The sequence below is a fragment of the Amycolatopsis sp. NPDC052450 genome (genome assembly GCF_044547565.1).
Classification (GTDB): Bacteria; Actinomycetota; Actinomycetes; order Mycobacteriales; family Pseudonocardiaceae; genus Amycolatopsis.
This window is the reverse complement of record NZ_JBIUAQ010000001.1, coordinates 675,245-692,744: the sequence shown is the minus strand read 5'-3', so window position 1 is coordinate 692,744 and position 17,500 is coordinate 675,245. Positions and strand designations below refer to the sequence as shown.

At 69.3% G+C, this 17,500-nt stretch carries 16 protein-coding genes; 8 read left to right on the top strand and 8 right to left on the bottom strand.

Annotated elements, in window-relative coordinates:
• Window positions 1–131 precede the first annotated feature (131 nt).
• Both ACIHAO_RS03365 and pheA read right to left on the bottom strand, forming a co-directional pair.
• A complete protein-coding gene (locus tag ACIHAO_RS03365; RefSeq protein WP_396554527.1) occupies window positions 132–752 on the bottom strand; it encodes a histidine phosphatase family protein in 621 nt (206 codons plus the stop codon).
• Entirely contained in the window at window positions 749–1,657 is a 909-nt protein-coding gene (pheA, locus tag ACIHAO_RS03360; RefSeq protein ID WP_396554526.1) for a prephenate dehydratase, read from the bottom strand. The genes ACIHAO_RS03365 and pheA overlap by 4 nt, the downstream gene beginning before the upstream one ends.
• A 97-nt stretch (window positions 1,658–1,754) precedes the next feature.
• Here pheA and ACIHAO_RS03355 point away from each other — a divergent pair, with 97 nt between their 5' ends.
• From ACIHAO_RS03355 to ACIHAO_RS03345, 3 genes are all read left to right on the top strand, one after another.
• Window positions 1,755–2,396 carry a macro domain-containing protein gene (locus ACIHAO_RS03355; protein ID WP_396554525.1) on the top strand — a complete coding sequence of 214 codons (642 nt, stop codon included), beginning with the start codon at window positions 1,755–1,757 and terminating at the stop codon, window positions 2,394–2,396.
• Between the two features lie 157 nt (window positions 2,397–2,553).
• Window positions 2,554–3,486, top strand: coding sequence for a type I pantothenate kinase (gene coaA, locus ACIHAO_RS03350; RefSeq protein ID WP_396554524.1), 933 nt, complete (start codon window positions 2,554–2,556; stop codon window positions 3,484–3,486).
• Between the two features lie 511 nt (window positions 3,487–3,997).
• Window positions 3,998–4,168, top strand: coding sequence for a hypothetical protein (locus tag ACIHAO_RS03345; protein ID WP_396554523.1), 171 nt, complete (start codon window positions 3,998–4,000; stop codon window positions 4,166–4,168).
• An 18-nt stretch (window positions 4,169–4,186) separates the two neighbouring features.
• Here the strand turns inward: ACIHAO_RS03345 and ACIHAO_RS03340 are convergent, their stop codons facing one another.
• The 5 genes from ACIHAO_RS03340 to ACIHAO_RS03320 form a co-directional block, all read right to left on the bottom strand.
• The gene (locus tag ACIHAO_RS03340; RefSeq protein WP_396554522.1) at window positions 4,187–4,603 is read right to left on the bottom strand and encodes a type II toxin-antitoxin system VapC family toxin; all 417 of its coding nucleotides are present in this window, start codon (window positions 4,601–4,603) and stop codon (window positions 4,187–4,189) included.
• The gene (locus ACIHAO_RS03335) at window positions 4,600–4,899 is read right to left on the bottom strand and encodes a type II toxin-antitoxin system Phd/YefM family antitoxin (RefSeq protein WP_396554521.1); all 300 of its coding nucleotides are present in this window, start codon (window positions 4,897–4,899) and stop codon (window positions 4,600–4,602) included. The genes ACIHAO_RS03340 and ACIHAO_RS03335 overlap by 4 nt, the downstream gene beginning before the upstream one ends.
• 59 nt (window positions 4,900–4,958) lie before the next feature.
• Entirely contained in the window at window positions 4,959–6,515 is a 1,557-nt protein-coding gene (locus tag ACIHAO_RS03330) for a DUF1841 family protein (protein WP_396554520.1), read from the bottom strand.
• Between the two features lie 187 nt (window positions 6,516–6,702).
• Complete coding sequence (locus ACIHAO_RS03325) at window positions 6,703–8,016, bottom strand: hypothetical protein (RefSeq protein ID WP_396554519.1); 1,314 nt, start codon at window positions 8,014–8,016, stop codon at window positions 6,703–6,705.
• Window positions 8,013–8,906 carry a nitrate- and nitrite sensing domain-containing protein gene (locus tag ACIHAO_RS03320; RefSeq protein ID WP_396554518.1) on the bottom strand — a complete coding sequence of 298 codons (894 nt, stop codon included), beginning with the start codon at window positions 8,904–8,906 and terminating at the stop codon, window positions 8,013–8,015. The genes ACIHAO_RS03325 and ACIHAO_RS03320 overlap by 4 nt, the downstream gene beginning before the upstream one ends.
• 151 nt (window positions 8,907–9,057) lie before the next feature.
• Between ACIHAO_RS03320 and ACIHAO_RS03315 the strand changes: the two genes are divergently transcribed.
• The 5 genes from ACIHAO_RS03315 (at window position 9,058) to ACIHAO_RS03295 (ending at window position 15,358) form a co-directional block, all read left to right on the top strand.
• Window positions 9,058–9,375: a nucleotide pyrophosphohydrolase gene (locus ACIHAO_RS03315; protein WP_125790544.1), complete on the top strand. Its 318-nt coding sequence runs from the start codon at window positions 9,058–9,060 to the stop codon at window positions 9,373–9,375.
• A gap of 68 nt (window positions 9,376–9,443) precedes the next feature.
• Window positions 9,444–11,966 carry a M14 family zinc carboxypeptidase gene (locus tag ACIHAO_RS03310; protein ID WP_396554517.1) on the top strand — a complete coding sequence of 841 codons (2,523 nt, stop codon included), beginning with the start codon at window positions 9,444–9,446 and terminating at the stop codon, window positions 11,964–11,966.
• 9 nt (window positions 11,967–11,975) lie between these two features.
• Window positions 11,976–13,118 carry a hypothetical protein gene (locus ACIHAO_RS03305; RefSeq protein WP_396554516.1) on the top strand — a complete coding sequence of 381 codons (1,143 nt, stop codon included), beginning with the start codon at window positions 11,976–11,978 and terminating at the stop codon, window positions 13,116–13,118.
• Window positions 13,119–13,127: 9 nt separating this feature from the next.
• Window positions 13,128–13,754 carry a response regulator transcription factor gene (locus ACIHAO_RS03300; RefSeq protein ID WP_016330621.1) on the top strand — a complete coding sequence of 209 codons (627 nt, stop codon included), beginning with the start codon at window positions 13,128–13,130 and terminating at the stop codon, window positions 13,752–13,754.
• A 71-nt stretch (window positions 13,755–13,825) separates the two neighbouring features.
• Window positions 13,826–15,358, top strand: a complete 1,533-nt coding sequence (locus tag ACIHAO_RS03295) for a hypothetical protein (protein ID WP_396554515.1) — start codon at window positions 13,826–13,828, stop codon at window positions 15,356–15,358.
• Here the strand turns inward: ACIHAO_RS03295 and ACIHAO_RS03290 are convergent.
• Window positions 15,345–17,486, bottom strand: coding sequence for a hypothetical protein (locus ACIHAO_RS03290; RefSeq protein ID WP_396554514.1), 2,142 nt, complete (start codon window positions 17,484–17,486; stop codon window positions 15,345–15,347). The two genes, ACIHAO_RS03295 and ACIHAO_RS03290, sit on opposite strands and share 14 nt — an antisense overlap.
• Window positions 17,487–17,500: the final 14 nt, after the last annotated feature.

Genomic DNA, 17,500 nt, shown 5'->3' with positions numbered 1-17,500 from the left:
GCCGGGTGACCCACGTTCAGTAGACGTGTTGTCCGCCGCGCGGGTTGCGCTGGCCCGGTTAATTCCCCACAAGGTGTTAATAGATCTTGTGGGGTGTGTTCCCCGGCGGGAGTGGAGGCAAACGTTCCTGGTCAGGCTTCGACGGGGGTGCCCGCCCAGGTGAGGCAGGTCCAGCCGGCGGGGTTCGCGACGAGTTCGACGACACCGGTGTTCGGGATGAGGCCCTGGTTGGCGATCTCGGCGGTCACGTTCCCGGCGAGCCATTCGCCGCCGAGCCGGATCGCGCCACCGTGGCTCACCAGCACCACCGTGCCGTCGGGGTCGGCCTGCTCGTGTTTGGCGCGCAGCCGGGCGACCGCGTCGAGCAGCCGGGCGCGGACCCGCGCGCCGGTCTCGCCGCCGGGGATCGGCGGGTCGAGTTCGCCGAGGGTCCACCGGCGCACGACGCTCATGTACGTCGTGACCGAATCCTTGTCCGTCTTGCCTTCGAGGTCACCCGCGGCGACCTCGTGCACCCCGTCGAGCACCTGGACCTCGAAGCCGAATTCCGCGGCCAGCGGCGCGGCGGTCTGCTGGGCGCGGACCGCCTGCGAGGCGTAGACCGCGACGATCGGCTCGCCGTCCAGCCGCGTCACGAGATCCCTGGCCTGCTCGCGGCCCAGCTCGGTGAGCGGCGGACCTGGCAACGCGGTGTCGAGCGCTCCTCGCACGTTGCCCTCGGTCTGGCCGTGGCGGACAAGGAGAAGTTTCACGCCTGCACTCCCTTCCGTACCGACTCGACCCAGTCGATCGCGCCGGTGAAATCGTCGTTGGCCGCACCCTGCTCGATCTCGGTCGTGCCGTTGTCCGCGCGCGGGTGGGAGCCGAGGAACCGCACGTTGCTGCACCGGCGGCGCAACGCGGCCAGCGCGTCACCGATCCGGGGCTCGGCCACATGCCCCTCGAAGTCGATGAAGAAGCGGTACTCGCCGAAGTTGTGCCTGGTCGGGCGGGCGTCCAGCTTGGTCAGGTTGATGCCGCGGACCGCCAGTTCGGTGAGCAGTTCCGCCAGCGCGCCCGTCCGGTTCGTCGCGGCGGCGACGATCGACGTGCGGTCGGCCCCGGTCGGCTCCGGCAGCACGCCGGGCGCGCGGACCAGCAGGAATCGCGTCTTGGCGTCGCGGACGTCGGCGACCTCCGTGGCCAGCACCTCCAGCGGATAGTGCTCGACGGCGACCGGCGCGGTGACGGCTGCGTCGAACTCGCCGGCGTCGACCGCGACCGCGGCCGCGGCGGTGGACGACGTCGCGACCGGATGCGCGCCGGGGAAGTTCGCTTCGACCCAGTGCCGGACCTGCGCGAGCGCGTGCGGATGGCTCGCCACGGTGCGGATCTCGGTCGTCCCCGGCCGGGTCAGCACGCTGAAGTGGACCGGCAGCAACACCTCCGCCACCGCGACGAGCGGCTCGGCCTCGCTCAGGCTGTCGAGAGTGGCCGTGACCGCGCCCTCCACGGAGTTCTCGATCGGGACGCAGGCCGCGTCGGCCGCCCCCGAGCGCACCGCGGCGAGTGCCGCCGGGATGGTCTCCGCCGGGGTCAGCTCCTCACCGGGGGCGAGCCGGCGCGCGGCCTGTTCGGTGAAGGTTCCCTGGGGGCCGAAGTACGCGATCCGTGACACCCCGCCAGATTACGCACGACACGAGTGGCGACTTTCACTCGGACAGCCGGTACGCGCACCGGTTACGCCGGGTGCCTTTTTTTGCCATGCTTAGGGTGTGACCGCCGAACCGGGCACGCACACCGGCCACGACGACGTCGGCTCTTCGTTTCCTCCCCTGCCCGACCGTCCCACTCCGGAGCTGGTGCTGTGCGCCGTCGATGACCTGCTCGCGCAAGCCTGGACCACCGTCGCCGACACCGTGGACGGCCGGGTCTTCGTGCACCGCGGGTCGGTGCTCGACGTCGTCGCGCAGGCCGTCGTCAGTCCTGCGAACTCCTACGGCTGGATGCGCGGCGGCATCGACGCGGTGTACGCCCGCGCCTATCCCGAGGTCGAGCAGAACGTGCGCAGCGCCGTCCTCGCCTACCACGGCGGAGAGCTCCCGATCGGCCAAGCGGTGATCGTGCCCACCGGCGAGGCGGAGCCCGCCTGGCTGATCAGCGCGCCGACGATGCGGGAACCCGGCGAACGCCTCCCGCGCGACACCGTGCACCCGTACCTCGCCGCCAGGGCGGTGTTCCAGCAGTGGCGCGACGGCAGGCTCGACCAGGGCCGGGTCCGTGATCTCGTGCACACGATCGCGATGCCGGGGCTCGGTACCGGCGTCGGCGGGGTCGCGCCCGCCTCCTGCGCCCGGCAGGTCGCCGCGGCGTGGGACGAGGTCTTCGCCCCCGGCCGCCCTCGTCACGGACGGTAACGCCCCGAAGCGGGCTACATCACATCGCAGCGCGTTCGCGAGCCGTAAGCCCTACCGTTAAAGCGGCTTCATCCGGTTCGAGGCACGTTCACCCGCCGAGAACTCGTCAACACGGTTTTGTACGGCGCCAGCGCTGGCGACGGGCGAGGAGTGTGCGATGCCGCGGGTCCGTGAGCTCAGTCCCTACGTCGAGCTGCACCGTGAGCAGTGGCGCGAGTTGCGCAGGTCGACTCCCCTGCCGCTGACCGCCGCGGAACTGTTGCGGCTGCGTGGTCTCGGCGAACAGGTCGACCTCGCCGAGGTCGCCGAGGTCTATCTGCCGCTCTCCCGGCTGATCAATCTCCAGGTCGCCGCCCGGCAACGGTTGTACGAAGCCACCACCACCTTTCTCGGCGAAGACAGCCGGGGCACCAAGGTGCCGTACGTCATCGGCATCGCCGGCAGCGTCGCCGTCGGCAAATCGACCACCGCGCGCATCCTGCGCACCCTGCTCGCCCGCTGGCCGGATCACCCCAGGGTCGACCTGGTCACCACCGACGGATTCCTCCACCCGCGTGCGGAACTGGTGCGGCGCGGGATCATGCACCGCAAGGGTTTCCCGGAAAGCTACGACCGGCGGGCGCTGCTGCGGTTCGTCACCGACGTGAAGTCCGGCGCGGAACGGGTCAGCGCCCCGGTGTACTCGCACCTCGCCTACGACATCCTTCCCGACGAGGAGCAGGTCGTTCAGCGGCCCGACATCCTGATCCTCGAAGGACTGAACGTCCTCCAGCCCGGCCCCCGGCTCACCGTCTCCGATCTGTTCGACTTCTCGATCTACGTGGACGCGCCGACGACCGACATCGAACGCTGGTATGTCGAACGCTTCCTCAAGCTGCGGCACACCGCCTTCGCGGACCCGGCGTCACACTTCCACCACTTCGCCGGCCTCCCGGACGACGAGGCCCGCGCCGAGGCGCGCCACCTGTGGCGCACGATCAACGAGCCCAACCTGATGGAGAACATCAAGCCGACACGGCCCAGGGCGACCCTCGTCCTCCGCAAGGACGCCGACCACGCGATCAACCGGGTCCGACTGCGCAAGCTCTGACGGTCACGGTCCCCAGTACATGGCGGTTTCGCGTGTCTGGATGGACGGCACACGTGTTTCGGCGGACGGCACACGTGTCTGGACGGACGCCTCGCGGCGGAACGCGACCGCTCGCGTGTCGTCCGTCCAGTCACGCATGACGTCCGCCGGATCACGCGTGCCGTCCCCTCAGTCACGCGAAACTCGCGACCCTGCGTGACCGGGCGCCCTCGGATTCTCTACTCACGGCGAGCGTTCACGACGACTTCCAAGATCACGTAGCGAGAATCGGATCACCCGGCCGAATTCCGGCTGTTCCCTCACAAGGAGCAGGCTTCGCACCACCGGCGAGCCGATCGCGCGAGCCGGTCGCGCACCGCCACGGGCGGGCGGCGGCCCTCGGCCGATCGGCCGATCCACGCTCCGTACGTGTAACCGGTTGGCCGATACCGGCTACAGCCCCCCGAGGCGACCCTTGTGTCAGGGGTTCACGAGGTCTCAAAAAGGACCTTGAGCAGGGAGGAGGGTCACGATGTTCTCGATCATCCTGACCTGGATCGGCTCGATTCTCGGCCTCGCGCTCTTGGTGGCCATGGCCGTCGGCGCCTTCTTCGTCGACTTCGACGACGCCCGCGGGGACCGCCGCTGGAAGAAGCCTGAAGTCACGGAGAGCAAGGGCACCTCGGCCGCGCCGCTGGGCTGAACACGGGCCGAAGGCGGCTCAGTCGAACGGATTGTGCACCCGCGCACCGAGCCCGGCCATGTCGGCGAGGTTGCGGGTGACCAGGGTCAACTCGTGGACCCGGGCGGTCGCGGCGATCAGCCCGTCGATGGACGGCACTTTCCGCGGCGCGTACTGCCTGCCCCATTCGGCCGCGATTTCGGCGGTCACCGGAAGGATCCGTTCCGAGAACTGCGTGGTGAGCCCGGCCAGCCAGTCGGCGAGCGCGTCCGCGCGTTCCCTGTCCTGATCCCCGCGATGCCTGAGTTTGCTGATTCCCCTCTCGATCTCCCCCACGGTCAAAGCGCTCAAATAGAGCCTGCTCGACGACACCCCGCCCCACCACCGGGCGAAACCGGGGTTCTGGCTGCGGCGCCGGGCTTCGGACACGATGTTCGTGTCCAGCAGAAAGCTCACCCGCTGACCTCCACGACATCTCTCGGCAGGTCCTCGGCGCGTTCGGCGGCGATCTCCTCCAGCACGTCGGCCAGCGCTTCCCCGTACTCGGGATGGTGCTGCTCACCGGAGAGCACGAGCTTGAAATCGACGGCTTCACCGCCTCCTGCCAGCCTGCGGTAATCCATGATGTCCAGCACCACGGCCACCTCTTCCCCATGTTTGGTGACGAACTGCGGCCCCTCCGCCGCGGCCCGGCGCAACAGCTCACTCAGCCGCTGCTTGGCGTCCTGCACTTGCCAGGTTGCTGCTTCCATCTAGACAGACTAGACGGAATGGGGAGGGATGACAAGGATGTGGCCGGGGAAACGGCTGGTCAGGCGAGTTCGCCGAGTGCCTTCCGGTAGTCGTCGACGTCGTAGTCCATCTCGTGCTCGCCGGTTTCGGTCAGCTGGGCGGACAGCGCGTCGATGAGGCGATCGAAGATCTCTTCGCGTTCCTGTCCGGTCTCGCTCAGCCGCCGCACGGCCTGCCAGACCTCGGCGGGCTCGTCGGCCCAGAGCTGGTCGACGATCGTGGTCTTGAGCGCCAGCCGCATCCTCGGCTCGCCGTCGAAGGTCTCCTCGGCCAGCGCCTCGTGGTACTCGGGGTGTTCGCCGATCACCAGCAGACGGCGCTGCTCGGGATCTGCGGGCTCGAGTTCCAGTTCCTCGTCGCCGATCTCCGTGTAGACGGTCGGGACGGCGAACATCCGGCGGGCGAGGGCTTCCGCGAGGTCCGCCGGGTCCTCGATGCCCTCGGAGCCGTCGAAGTAGACGTCGAGCGTGGAGTCCTCGTCCTGCGCGAACTCCTCCAGGAACTCGGTCGTGCCCTCGAGCAGCGCCACGCGTGCGGCCTCGGGGAGGCCCGCGCGGTCGGCGGCCCAGGTGACCCACCCGAGCACGGCGGGCTCCAGCGCGTCTTCGTACGCCTCGTCGATCTCCACCTCGCCGTCCAGCAGCGACTCGAGGAACCGGGCGAGCTTCTCGGGCCCGACGCGCAGAGGGCTGCCGGGCTCGGTCGCACAGCCGTAATCGACGAGCAGGCGCGCGTAGAACCGTGTCGCTTCGGTGTCGTCCACGAGCCCGGATCCGATGAAGTCGGCGACGACCTCTTCGCGGACCTGCTCGGGCCATTCGGTGACCTCGGGCGACGGTTCGGGAGCGGGAAGCGCCCGGATCCAGGCCAGCGCGAGCGCGTGGAACCGCGCGTAGTCCTCGCTGACGTCGGGCTCTTCGACGACGTCCGTCGCGGCCAGCCCGTCCGCGAGCAGCTGGTGGGCGCGCTCGGGCAGCACCCGCTCCAGCGTGACCAGCTCCGGGTCGTCGGCGGCCTGCTGCCGCATCTCGGCCAGCACTTCCTGGGGCTTGTCGACCACGACGACGTCGCGGATCCGGCCGCCCTCGGTGAAGTCGACCAGCGCGAGCAGCCCGTGCTCGGCACCGCCACGCGAGAAGACGCAGAGAAGGGAGGACTCGTCACCGAAGACGTCACCGGTCCGCCAGCAGTCCCCGACGGTCACCGCGGCCAGGTCGCCGACCCATTCCGGCTCCGGGATCCCGCGCGCCAGCACCGTGTTCAGCGCCGCGTCGGCCGCCTCACGCTCCTCTTCGGTCTCGGCGAAGACCCGCAGCCCGGCCAGCAACGCGGCCGCGGCGGGCGTGATCTTCCGCTCGGCGAACGCGATGAGCTCCATGCCGAGCGGCTGTTCACCCTCCTCGACCTCGATCTCCCACCACTGGCCGAGCACCTCGGAGGTCAGCAGTTCGACGTCGAGCACCTCGGGTTCGGCACCCAGGGTCGAGAAATCGCGGAGGACGTCCTTGAAGAGGCCCGTCACACTCGGGGTGGAGGGCTGGGCTGCCTTCTTGCGGGCACGGCTGACCGGACTCATGGCGACATGTTTTCACGCGGGTCCGGCCGGGCTCGTCGCGGTGGTCCTGGGCGCGAAACACGGTGTCCCGGACGCGGGCGGACATCGGTTCCGGACCACCGCGACGACAACGGCCCGCCAGAGTGGCTCGACCTGCTTCGCCGGGTTTCCTCGGTTCACTTCGAATAACGAAGGGCGGCGGGCGCGGTTACGCCTTGGCCGGTTTCGGAATCGCGATCCTCGCCGCCTTGACCTCGGCGATCAGCCGCGTCTTCCGTTTGTGTATTTCCACCAATGTGCTCAGGTACGAGCTGAATTCTTCAGCCGTACCGGCCTTTTTGTGCACCGTGCGCAGTTTGCGCAGTTGCCGGGCCGCCTCACGGTAGGAGTTCGGATCTTTCCTCGTGATCAATTCTTCGACATGGTCCCGATACACGGGAATGGTTTCGGCGGGATGGGCGACGGAACGCGAATCTGCGAGTTCGACGCGCACCGGCAATGAGGCATCGAAACGCACCGCCGCCCGCCATGCCTCGTCGGCACGGTCCTCGCCGAGAAGCGCGCGGACGAGTTCGTCGGCGGCCTCCGAGCTTTCGGCGGCGAGCTCGCGCAACCTGGCCAGCGCGGTCTTCCGCTGTGCGACCCAGCGCCCCGTTTCGAGCGACTCCTCGCGCAGCGCGAGGTAGGTCGCGGCCCCGGGATTCTCGTCGAATTCCTTGCTCGACAAGGGAACCGACTCCTCTTCCGGCGGCGGAGCCTCCTCCTTTTTGTCGTGCGTGAGCGCCCGCGCTGCGTGCGCGATGGCCTCGCTGTGCCGTCCCGCCGCGCGCAGCACGCGCACGATCTTGAGGCTGACGTCGACCCTCGGCGGCTTGGCGGCGAGGATCGCGACGAGCGCGTCGACGTCGCCGGACACCTCCGCCAGCTCCTCGCGCAACCGTTCGGCCGTCTCGCGTTTCGCACCGGACGGCTGCTCGGCCAGCACGCTGTCCACAGTGGACCGGATTCGCGCGAGTCCCTTGTCTCCCAGGGCGGAGGCGAAGTCGGCCAGCTCGATGGCAGGCCAGCCGGGACCGTCGAACTCGACTTCGAGGATCCAGGCGGCCAGGCTTTCCGGATCCGGCGGGCGCGCGACGCAGGCCCGCGCGTACAACTCGACGGCCCTGTCCAGCCGGTCCGCGACCTCGCCCGAAGTGTCGTCGATCTGCTCCAGCATCTCGCTGATGTCGTCCACGGTCCGGCGGGCGAGCGGGGCCAGGTCGGCGCGGCTGCCGGCGTCGAGAAGTCGCTGCAATGTGTCGAGGACCGAGCCGACCTTCGCGGCGTACTCGACGTTGCCCGCCATCACCGCGGTGTCGAGGAGACGGTGCGCCTCGGCGAGATCACTCCCCTGGGTGGCGAAGCGGTTCTCCAGGGCCTGCCGTAACACAGGGTCACGCTCAGCATGGGCGTGAAGCAGCTCCGCCAGCGTTTCCGCGTCCAAGGTACGCAGGTAGGGGCGCAGATCCGTCGGGGAGCTCACCCGGACAAGTCTGCACGACCGGTTCGCCGACTCGTGTGGGCCAACAGCGTGCTCTTTTCGGCGTAATCGCTCACCAGGTGTGACCAGGCCGGTGGCGTCGCTTCGAGCCGCGAAGGACAGCGGATGATCGGGATCGGGAGCCGGCAGGCGAGCTGCATGGCGATCGCCATCACCACCCCCGCGAGCAGCGAAATCGCCGAGGCGGCGGCGAGGGCGCCACCCAGCACACGGCGTCCGCCGTCGATCGCGAGCTGCGCCGAATGCTCGATCTGCCGCGCGGTGAGGTCGCCGAGGGTCCGGCCGACGACGTCGGCCGAGGCGCGCCAGGCGTCCTGACCGACGGGCGGCGGCGTGGCCGCGCTGAGCGCGGTCTCGACCGCGCCGAACCGGCCCCAGTCCTCGCTCGCGACGAGATCGCGGTAAGTCCGGCGGCTACTTTCCGTCAGCTTCTCGGCGATCGCGTCGAGCCTGGACCGGTAGGCACCGACGGCCGCGGCGTAGTCGCGCCTCCCCTCGTCGTCGATCCCGGCGACCGCGAGGGAATCGCTGCGGTCCAGTCCTTCGACGGCGGCGAGCAGTTCGACGGCGATCGTCTGCTGATAGCCGACCTCGGCGTCGGGAGCGGCCCGCGCGATCTCGCGCAGAGAGGAAAGCGAGGTGTCGATGCGATCGGCGTACGCGGTGTAAGTGGCGGAACGGGTGCCCGGCGCCTGCAACGCGACCGCCCGCTCCCGCTGCAGCGAGGCGATCCCCCGGCTCGCCTCGGCCATGATGACCGCTCCGCTTTCGGCGTCGTCGCGGTCCTGAATGGCCTGCTGGACAAGGAATCCGCCGATGAACAACGCGACGAGCACCAAGGCGGCGCTCGGTACGAAGGCGATGGAGAGCATGCGAGACCGAAGGCTTCGCTGATACGTCAAGACTTTCCTTCCGGATCGGTCTCCCGACGCCGAGCGACGTTATGCAAGTTGCACTTTGCACGTCAACGCTCGTCCGCCATACGGCCGTTAGCGCACCGTGACGATCTGGTAGGCACGGCACGTGACTCTCGACGACCTCCACCAGCGCCTCCGCGACTTCGCCGCGGCACGCGCCTGGGAACCTTTCCACACGCCGAAGAACCTGGTCATGGCCTTGTCCGGCGAAGTCGGCGAGCTGACATCGCTGTTCCAATGGCTCACCCCGGAGGAATCCGCGGAGTGGCGCGCCGACCCTGAACTGGCACACAACGTCGTCGACGAGATCGCCGACGTCACGCTGTATCTCCTCCAGCTGGCGAACAGCCTCGGCGTGGACCTGATCGAGGCGGCCAACGCCAAGATCGACCGGAACGAAATCCGCTTCCCGGCGCCCGATTAGACGCCTTTCGGAGCTTGTGGGGCGTTCGATCCACGGAAAGACTGGGCCGACGTCCCTGGAGGTGGCCCTTGTCGCGTTCGGCTCGCACCGTGGTCCTGGCCCTGATGCTGTCACTGAGCGCGGTCGCCGCGCCGTCGTACGCGGCACCGCCGCCGACGTCGCCGCACCGGGATCCCGGCAACGGGCCGGAACGCAACGACGTCGCCGCGACCGACCCGCCGATGAGTGCCGCGCGGGCCGCGGCCGGCGAGAACGTCGCGGGCGACCGTGCCGGGTATCCGCGCAAGACCAAGCTGCGCGTGTACCCGGAGAACACGGCCGACAAGTCGATCAAGCTCGGGCTCGCGCCGTATCACGCGATCGCGCCGAAGCTGAACGCGTTGCAGGCGCGCAGTGATCGGCTCTCGGTCGAGATCGCCGGGCAGTCCGGCCTCGGCCGCGACCTCTACCTGGTGACGCTCACCGCGCCGGAGCATCCTGGCGAGACGCGGCGGCAGGACGCGTGGCGTTCGCTGATCGAGAACGACCCGGCCCGCGCCGCGCGCGACCCGTTCCTGCGCCACGGCTACAAGGCGCCGGTGTGGATCAACAACAACATCCACGGCAACGAATGGGAAGGCACCGACGGCGCGCTCCGCGTCATCGAGAAGCTGGCGACGTCGAACGATCCCAAGACCGTCGAACTGCTGAAGCGGAACCGCTTCTACTTCAACGTCACGGCCAATCCGGACGGTCGCGTCGCCGGCACACGGCAGACGTCGCAGGGGTTCGACCCCAACCGCGACTTCGTCACCGCGTCGCAGCCCGAGGTGCGGGCCATGCGCGGGATCGCCATCGGCAAGCAGCCGCTGATGATGCTGGACGAACACGGCTACGTCGAGAACACGCTCATCGAGCCGACCACCCCGCCGCACGGCCAGAACTACGACTTCGACCTCTACATCAAGCACGGGTACGCCAACGGCCTCGGCATGGAGAAGGCGGTCAAGGCACTCGGACGGCCGGAGACGGCGAAGCCGGAGATCCCGTTCCGCGACTACGAACCCGGCAGCTGGGACGGCTGGGCGCCGATCTACACCGCCCAGTACGCGATGTACCACGGCGCGGTGTCCTTCACGATCGAGATCCCGATGCGGGTCAACAACGCGGACTACGAGGCGCGGCCGGTGCCGGAACTGCGGCGGCGGGCGGTGATCAACACCGAGGTCGTCGAGGCCACCATCGGCAGCACGCTGGACTACGTCGACCGCAATCGCGGTGAGCTGATCGCGAACCAGATCGAGATGTTCCGCCGCGGCACGGCGGGCGAGGCGCAGCGCGAGATCCCCGACGGGTTCGTGCCCGGTTTCGGGCAGGAAGACCGCTACCGCACGGAGTTCCCGCGCGCGTACGTCATCCCCAACGGTGCGGACCAGCGTTCGGGCGTCGCCGCTTCCCGGCTCGTCGACCATCTGGTGGCCAACGACATCCGCGTGCGGCAGGCGGATCGTCCGTTCTCGCTGGCCGGACGCCGGTATCCGGCCGGTTCGTACCTGGTCGACATGCACCAGCCGAAACGCGGCCTGGCGAACGTGATGCTGGAGCAGGGCAGCGACATCTCGGCGAAGGTGCCGGTCATGTACGACATCTCCGGCTGGAGCCATCGCCTGCTGTGGGGCGCGTCGGTCGACATCGTGAAGCAGGGCAGGCTCGACGTCCGGGCGCACGACGTCGTCGCGGCGTCGCCGACCGGCGGCATCGACGCCGCGCCCGGCCGTGACCTCGCGCTGAAGCTCGTCGACGGCAAGGACGTCAGCGCCGTCAACGACCTGCTGAACCGCGGGCTCGCCCTCGGCCGCGCCGACGACGGCACGATCGTCGTCCCCGCGTCGGCGCGCCCGGCCGCCGCCGAGGTGGCGGACCGCTACGGCGTCCGGTTCACCGAGGCACGCGGAACGGCGACGCCGTTCACTCGCAAGACGATCGCGGCCGCCGTCGGAGCGGACGAGCTGAAAGCACTGCGCGACATGGGCTTCGACGTGCGGCCGGTGTCGGCGTCGGTGCTCAACGCGGGCTTCGACTGGTCCAAGGTGGACCTGCTGTTCGTCTCTTCGGGACTGCGGTACACCGACCTCGACCCGGCCGCGAAAGACGCCTTACGCGCCTTCCTCTCCCGCGGCGGCGTGGTCACCCGCGGTGCGACGGGCGCCCGTTTCAACACCGACGTGGGACTTCTCGAAGCGCGTCCGGTGGCGGGCTGGGAAGACGGGAACGGCGTCGTCTCGGTCGTCAACGGGACCGGCCCGGTCGGCGGCGGCGCGCTGCCGGACTCGTTCGTCTACGGACCGTTCTGGTTCACCGACCTCGGCTCCTCGGTGAGTGTCGAGCAGCGCTACGCGAGCGGGAATCCGCTGGTCGCGGGGCATTGGCGGACAAAGGACGACGGGACGGGCGGGCCACTGCAGGCGGCGGGACAGGCCGCGGTCGTGTCCGGGACGTCGGGGCTCGGCGGGCGGGCGGTGCTGTTCGGCACCGAGCCGCTGTTCCGCGATCACCCGAAGGGCTTGTACTCACAGGTGGCGCGAGCGATCTACTGGGCGGCCTCGCAGTAACGTGCGGGTATGCCCGTATCCCGTGGCCGGAAGCCGAAGAAGAACAAGACGACCAAGAGGACGGAGAAGCCGCAGGTCGTGGAGCCGGCGGCACTGCCGGATTGGATGCCGGAAGCGATCGAGAACGTCCTGAGTGAGGCCGGCGGTCTCCTGAAGGCGCAAAACCCGCGCGATCTGGAGGAGATGACGGCCTCACTGCTCGGAGCCGAACTGCACCGGGCGCTGCAGGGCGACAACGACGGCCTGGACTTCGATCTGTTCTTCGAAGCCGTCGTGCTCGCGGCGGCGAACGCGGAGCCGCGCCAGGAGCTTTGGTTGCTGCTGCAGGGAATGAGCGCGATCGCCCCGCCGGGATTCGAGTCGTTCGTGCGCGCGAGCGTGAGCAGGCTGCGGAAGGCGTTGCGGCCGGAAGTCCTGCCCGAATGGCCTCGGCTGGCCGCGAAGATCAAGGCGACCGGCGACGTCTGGGAACTCCAGGATGTCTACGGCACGCGCCTCGGCGTGCTCGCGACCTTCTCCTACCCCGGTGACGCGGCCACCACGGTCTACGTGTTCGAAGTCGACATATCGTGGATTCCCCGCCTCGTCGGTGGCGGCGTCTACGACTCTCTCGACCAGGCAGCCGAAGCATGGCGGAACCATTTCGGCGGGACGGCGGCGCCCGAGCCGGTCACGGACCCGGACCGTCTGGAAGGTCTCGTCAGCCGCTCGCTGGACATCCTTGGCGACGAATCGCGCGTCATCCTCGACAACTGGTATCGCGCCGAGCGGCGGTACCTGGCCCTCGACACCGCGCTGAAGAACCGCGGCCTGCGGTTGCCGCCGGGCAGCTCCTACTACACCGGCATCGACCCGACGGTGATGACCGTCCCGTTCAAAGCCTGGCACCTCGAGACCTTCGGCAACGAGCCCGACGATCTGGTGGTCGAAGAGCTGGCCGCCGAATGGATGGAGGGGATCGTCCCCGCCACGTGGTTCGCCGTCTCGCCGGACCGGCTCGGCCATATCCGCGCATTGATCGGTGACTGGTCGGACGACCCCGTCCGCCCCGCCGCGCAAGCGCTGCTGCCGACGTGGGCGCGCTGGCTGGGCGAGCGGGCCGGTCTGCCGTCCACGCTGGTGGAAGCGATGGTCGCCGGCGCGACGAAGTAACGTGGGGGTATGCCGATCCAGGTGCTGCTCATCGACGACCACGAGGTGGTGAGGCGCGGTCTGCGTGACCTCCTCACCGACGAGCCCGACATCGAGGTCGTCGCCGAAGCGAGCGGGGTCGACGAGGCCCTCGCCGTGGCGATGCACGTCGAACCGGACGTCGCGGTGGTCGACGTGCGGCTCGGCGACGGTGACGGCATCGCGCTCTGCCGTGAGCTGCGCTCGAAGCCGAATCCGCCGCAGTGCCTGATGCTGACCGCGTTCGACGACGAGGAGGCCATGGTCGGCGCGATCATGGCGGGCGCCGCCGGGTACCTGCTGAAACAGGTCCGCGGTCAGGACGTCGTCAACGCGGTCCGCGAGGTCGCGGCCGGCCGGTCGCTGCTCGACCCGCTGTCGACGGCGCGGGTGCTCGACAAGCTGCGTCATCCGCCCGAGGACGAACTCGGTTCCCTCACCGAACGCGAGCGCGAGGTGCTGGACCTGATCGGGCAGGGCATGTCGAACCGCGAGATCGCGGAGCGCCTGTTCCTCGCCGAGAAGACGGTGAAGAACTACGTGACGTCGGTGCTCGCGAAGCTGGGCATGCAGCGCCGCACGCAGGCCGCGGCGTGGATCGCGCGCCGGGACAGGTAGTGCGCGAAAAAGGTACCCCCCCCCCGTCGTTTTGGGCGAAGGTCCCGGTCGACCCGGAGTTCCGCTCCTGGTTGACCAACACGCCGGAACGACAGCTTCTCGTGGTCGTCCGGACGTTGACGACGCTGAACCGGCTCCAGGACATCTTGACGCTGACGCGTCCCGACCTCCGTATCCAGACGACCTTCACCTTCGACGAGGCCCGGCCGGCGATCCTCTCGGCCGGCGTGGGCGACGCGCTGCGTGATCTGCGTGCCGCCGTCATCCCCTGGGAACAGGCCGCGAAGAACACCTTCGACCTCATCCTCGCGGCGAGTGAGAACGACGCCCTGCACGAATTGAACGGGCCTGTTCTGCTGGTGCCGCACGGCATCGGCTACCAGAAGTACTACCCGGGAGGACGGGTCACGTCGGGGATGGACCCGAGCAGGCTCGTGACCCACGACCGGGTGGTCCCGGCGGCGATCGCGCTCTCGCACTCGGTGCAACGGGAGCAACTGAGGTCGGCTTGCCCCGAGGCGCTGGACCGGGCGGTCGTCGTCGGCGACCCCTGTCACGACCGGATGATGGCGAGCAGGCACCGGGTGGCCGCCTACCGCGCCGCGCTCGGCACCGGGGACCGGAAACTCGTCGCGATCGCGTCGACCTGGGGCACGAATTCGTTGTACGCGCGGCATCCGCGGCTGCTTCGCGCGCTGCTCGGCGAATTGCCGCTGGACGACTACCAGATCGTCCTCACCCTGCATCCCGGCGTGTGGGCGGCGCACAGTCCTTGGCAGCTGGAGTCCTGGCTGCACCCCGAACTCAGCGGCGGGGTCACGCTCATTCCTCCGGATCACGGCTGGCAGGCTGCCCTGCTGGCCGCGGACTGTGTGCTCTCCGATCAGGGTTCCGCCGCGCTGTACGCCGCCGCGGCCGACAAACCGGTGCTCCTCGCCTCGTCCGGTGCCACCACGACGGTGGACGACTCACCACTGGCCGTCCTGACCCGGACCGCGGCCGAACTGGCGGACAGCGGACTGCGCGGCCAGATCGACGCGGCCATCGAGGGCCACGTGCCGGGCCGTTACCGGTCGATCATCGACCAGGCCGTCGAGGACGCCGCTAGCGCTCCGCGGCTGGGCGATGTGCTCTACGACCTCTTGGACCTGAAGAGGCCCGAGCCGCCTCCCGACTTCCCGCCGGTGCCGGATCCTTCTCCGGTGAACCATCCCGTGGCCGCGCTCGCCGCCGGGATCGACGAATCCGGGAAACTCGTCCGTTTCCCCGCGTCGACACGGCCGGAAGGCCTGAGCCACCGGCATGTTCTCGCGCACGCGGATCAAGCGACCCTACGCGAGCTGGACGGCGCGGACATCGTGTTCGCGGAGCATCCGGCCCGCTTCGACGAGCTTCTCGCACACTGGCCGCTCGCTCGCCTGGTCGCCGCTCCCGTGCCCGGCGGCTGTCTCGCGCGCGTCCGGGGTGACGGGGATTTCCTGCTGTCGGCGGAAATCGATCCGACACTGCTGGCGAGCCATCTCTACACGAGACTCGCCGTGCTCACGGACCGCGCGGGGCCTCACGAGATCAACGGGCAGCCGGTCACCGTCACCCGGCGTTAGCCAGCACCGCGCGGAACTCCGCCTCCCGTGGATGTCCCGCGTCGAAGTACGTCTGCCAGGCGCGCTGGAAATGCGTATGCGCCCGGGCGTGGTCACCGCGGGCCGCGCAGAGCCTGCCGAACTCCTCCTCGAATTCGGCCGTGTACTGCGTCGCGCCGGACACCAGCCGCCACGCCTCGGCCAGTTCGCGTTCGGCGTCGTCGTGACGGCCGACCGTCCGGAGGTATTTGGCGCGCACCAGGGAAACCCGGCCGAGGTTCCGCGGATCCGTCGAGGGGAACTGCTGCGCGGATTCGGCGAGCAACGCCCAAACCTGGTCGTACGCGCCGGCTTTCAGCAGCACGTTCGCCAGCATGCGGCTGTGGATACCGAGCGACCGGCGTCCCGCGTCGGCCATCGCCCGATCGAGCGTGACGGCTCGCCAGAGGAAATCCGCGGCGGCCGGGAGGAGCCCCTTCTCCTCGTGGAACCGGCCGCAGAACTCCTGGACGGACGATTCCAGTGCCGGGTTGTCCAGCGTCCGGACCGTTTCGAGCGCTTCCTCCAGCAGTGGCCGGGCGCGGTCGAACTCGTGCAGCAGGAAGAAGGTCCGGCCTTGCTGGCTGAGGATTCTCGTGGTGAGGGCCGGATCACCGAGCCGTTTCGCCGCGAGCAGACCCCAGTGGTTGATGTGGGCGAAAAGCCGATGGTGCCCGCGATTGAGCATGAGCACTTCGAGCGCGCCGCAGATCTGCCCGAGTTCGACATCCCGTTTCCGCTCGAACGCCTGATACGCCAGCGCTCCGTAGGTCTCCCGCGCGTCGTCGACCCAGTCGAGCGGATGCTTGCCTTCGAAATCCGGGGCAGGCACGGAAATCGGCGCGTAGCAGCGCAACCGGTCCGGACTGGTGCGATGATCCGCAGCGACGGCTTGGTCCCGGTAGAACTCCAGAGCCCTGGTGATCGCGACGTCCTTCGTGCCGCGGCGTAGCGCCCCTTCGCGGATCAGGTTGAACAGTTGCTGCCGGGGTGTCCCCGTGGGAGCGAGGAATCCCGCGTCCGCGAGTTCGTCCAGCGCGTCGCCCGCCGGTTTCCCGAAAACGGCCGTCGCCGAAGCCGTCGTGAAGTCGGGGCCGGGATGGGACGCCAGCAGCCGGCAGAGTTCGGCCGCGTCGGGCGACAGTTCGGCGAACGACTGCTCGAACGCCATCGCGATGACGTCGATCCCGCCCAGTGCCCCGGTTTCCCGGAAACCGGCCAGCACCGACGCGACGGCGCCCGGCCCGCGCCGCAACCGCTTGCCGACCCGGATTCCGGCCAGCACCAGGGCGAACGGCATGTGATCGCACAGCCCCGCCAGTTCGACGGCGGCGGCGCGTTCGGCTTCGATCGCGGCCGGATCGGAGAACCTGCCGAGAAGTTCGAGGGAGAAGTCGCGTTCGAGGCCGCCGATCTCGATCGGCGGGGCCGGGTACTCGGCCAGCAGGTCGTCGCCAGGGCGGATCGCGGTCACCAGCACCAGGCTCGATGGTGAAGGGGGCACCAGCTCACGGAGGTCCGCGGCCACCTCGGCGTTGTCGAGTGCCAAGAGAAACCGTCGCCTCGCGGTCACCGAGCGATACTGCGCCCACAGATCGGCCGTGCCGGTGGACACCAGATTCGCCTCGACCCCGAGGCCGCGCAGGATCCGGGCCGCGACATCGGACCGGCGTACCACGCTGCCGTCGCGGTAATTCCCCAGATCGACATACAGCTGACCGTCCGGATAACGGTCGCGAAGATCTTCCGCGAGCTTGCAGACCAGCGCGCTCTTCCCCGCTCCTCGCGGCCCGGTGATCAGGCGGACGCCCGACGCCGCGGCATTTCTCCGTTCGACGTCCCTGTCGACGAAATGCACCGGTGCCCCTGGCACGTCACGTTCGCCGGCCGCGCCTTGGGCGAGAATCTCCTGAAGCCGCTCCGCGAAGGCGGGGTCGGATTCGAGCAGTTCCCGGACCGCGGTCTCCGCGCGGTCGGTGTCCGCGAGCAGCGACTCGACGTCTTGGGCCGCACGGCGCCGGGCGAGCCGCTTCGTGACCAGATCCTTCAGGCCGCCGGCCGCGCCGGCCGCCAAGGTCTTCGCCACCTCACCCGCAATGACTTCCCACACGACGTGTTCCCCTC

Coding starts and splice junctions, on each gene's coding strand:
- coaA (WP_396554524.1), top strand. CDS start 2,554: ATGCCGCGGGTCCGTGAGCTCAGTCCCTACGTCGAGCTGCACCGTGAG.
- ACIHAO_RS03345 (WP_396554523.1), top strand. CDS start 3,998: ATGTTCTCGATCATCCTGACCTGGATCGGCTCGATTCTCGGCCTCGCG.
- ACIHAO_RS03335 (WP_396554521.1), bottom strand. CDS start 4,899: ATGGAAGCAGCAACCTGGCAAGTGCAGGACGCCAAGCAGCGGCTGAGT.
- ACIHAO_RS03330 (WP_396554520.1), bottom strand. CDS start 6,515: ATGAGTCCGGTCAGCCGTGCCCGCAAGAAGGCAGCCCAGCCCTCCACC.
- ACIHAO_RS03320 (WP_396554518.1), bottom strand. CDS start 8,906: ATGCTCTCCATCGCCTTCGTACCGAGCGCCGCCTTGGTGCTCGTCGCG.
- ACIHAO_RS03305 (WP_396554516.1), top strand. CDS start 11,976: ATGCCCGTATCCCGTGGCCGGAAGCCGAAGAAGAACAAGACGACCAAG.
- ACIHAO_RS03300 (WP_016330621.1), top strand. CDS start 13,128: ATGCCGATCCAGGTGCTGCTCATCGACGACCACGAGGTGGTGAGGCGC.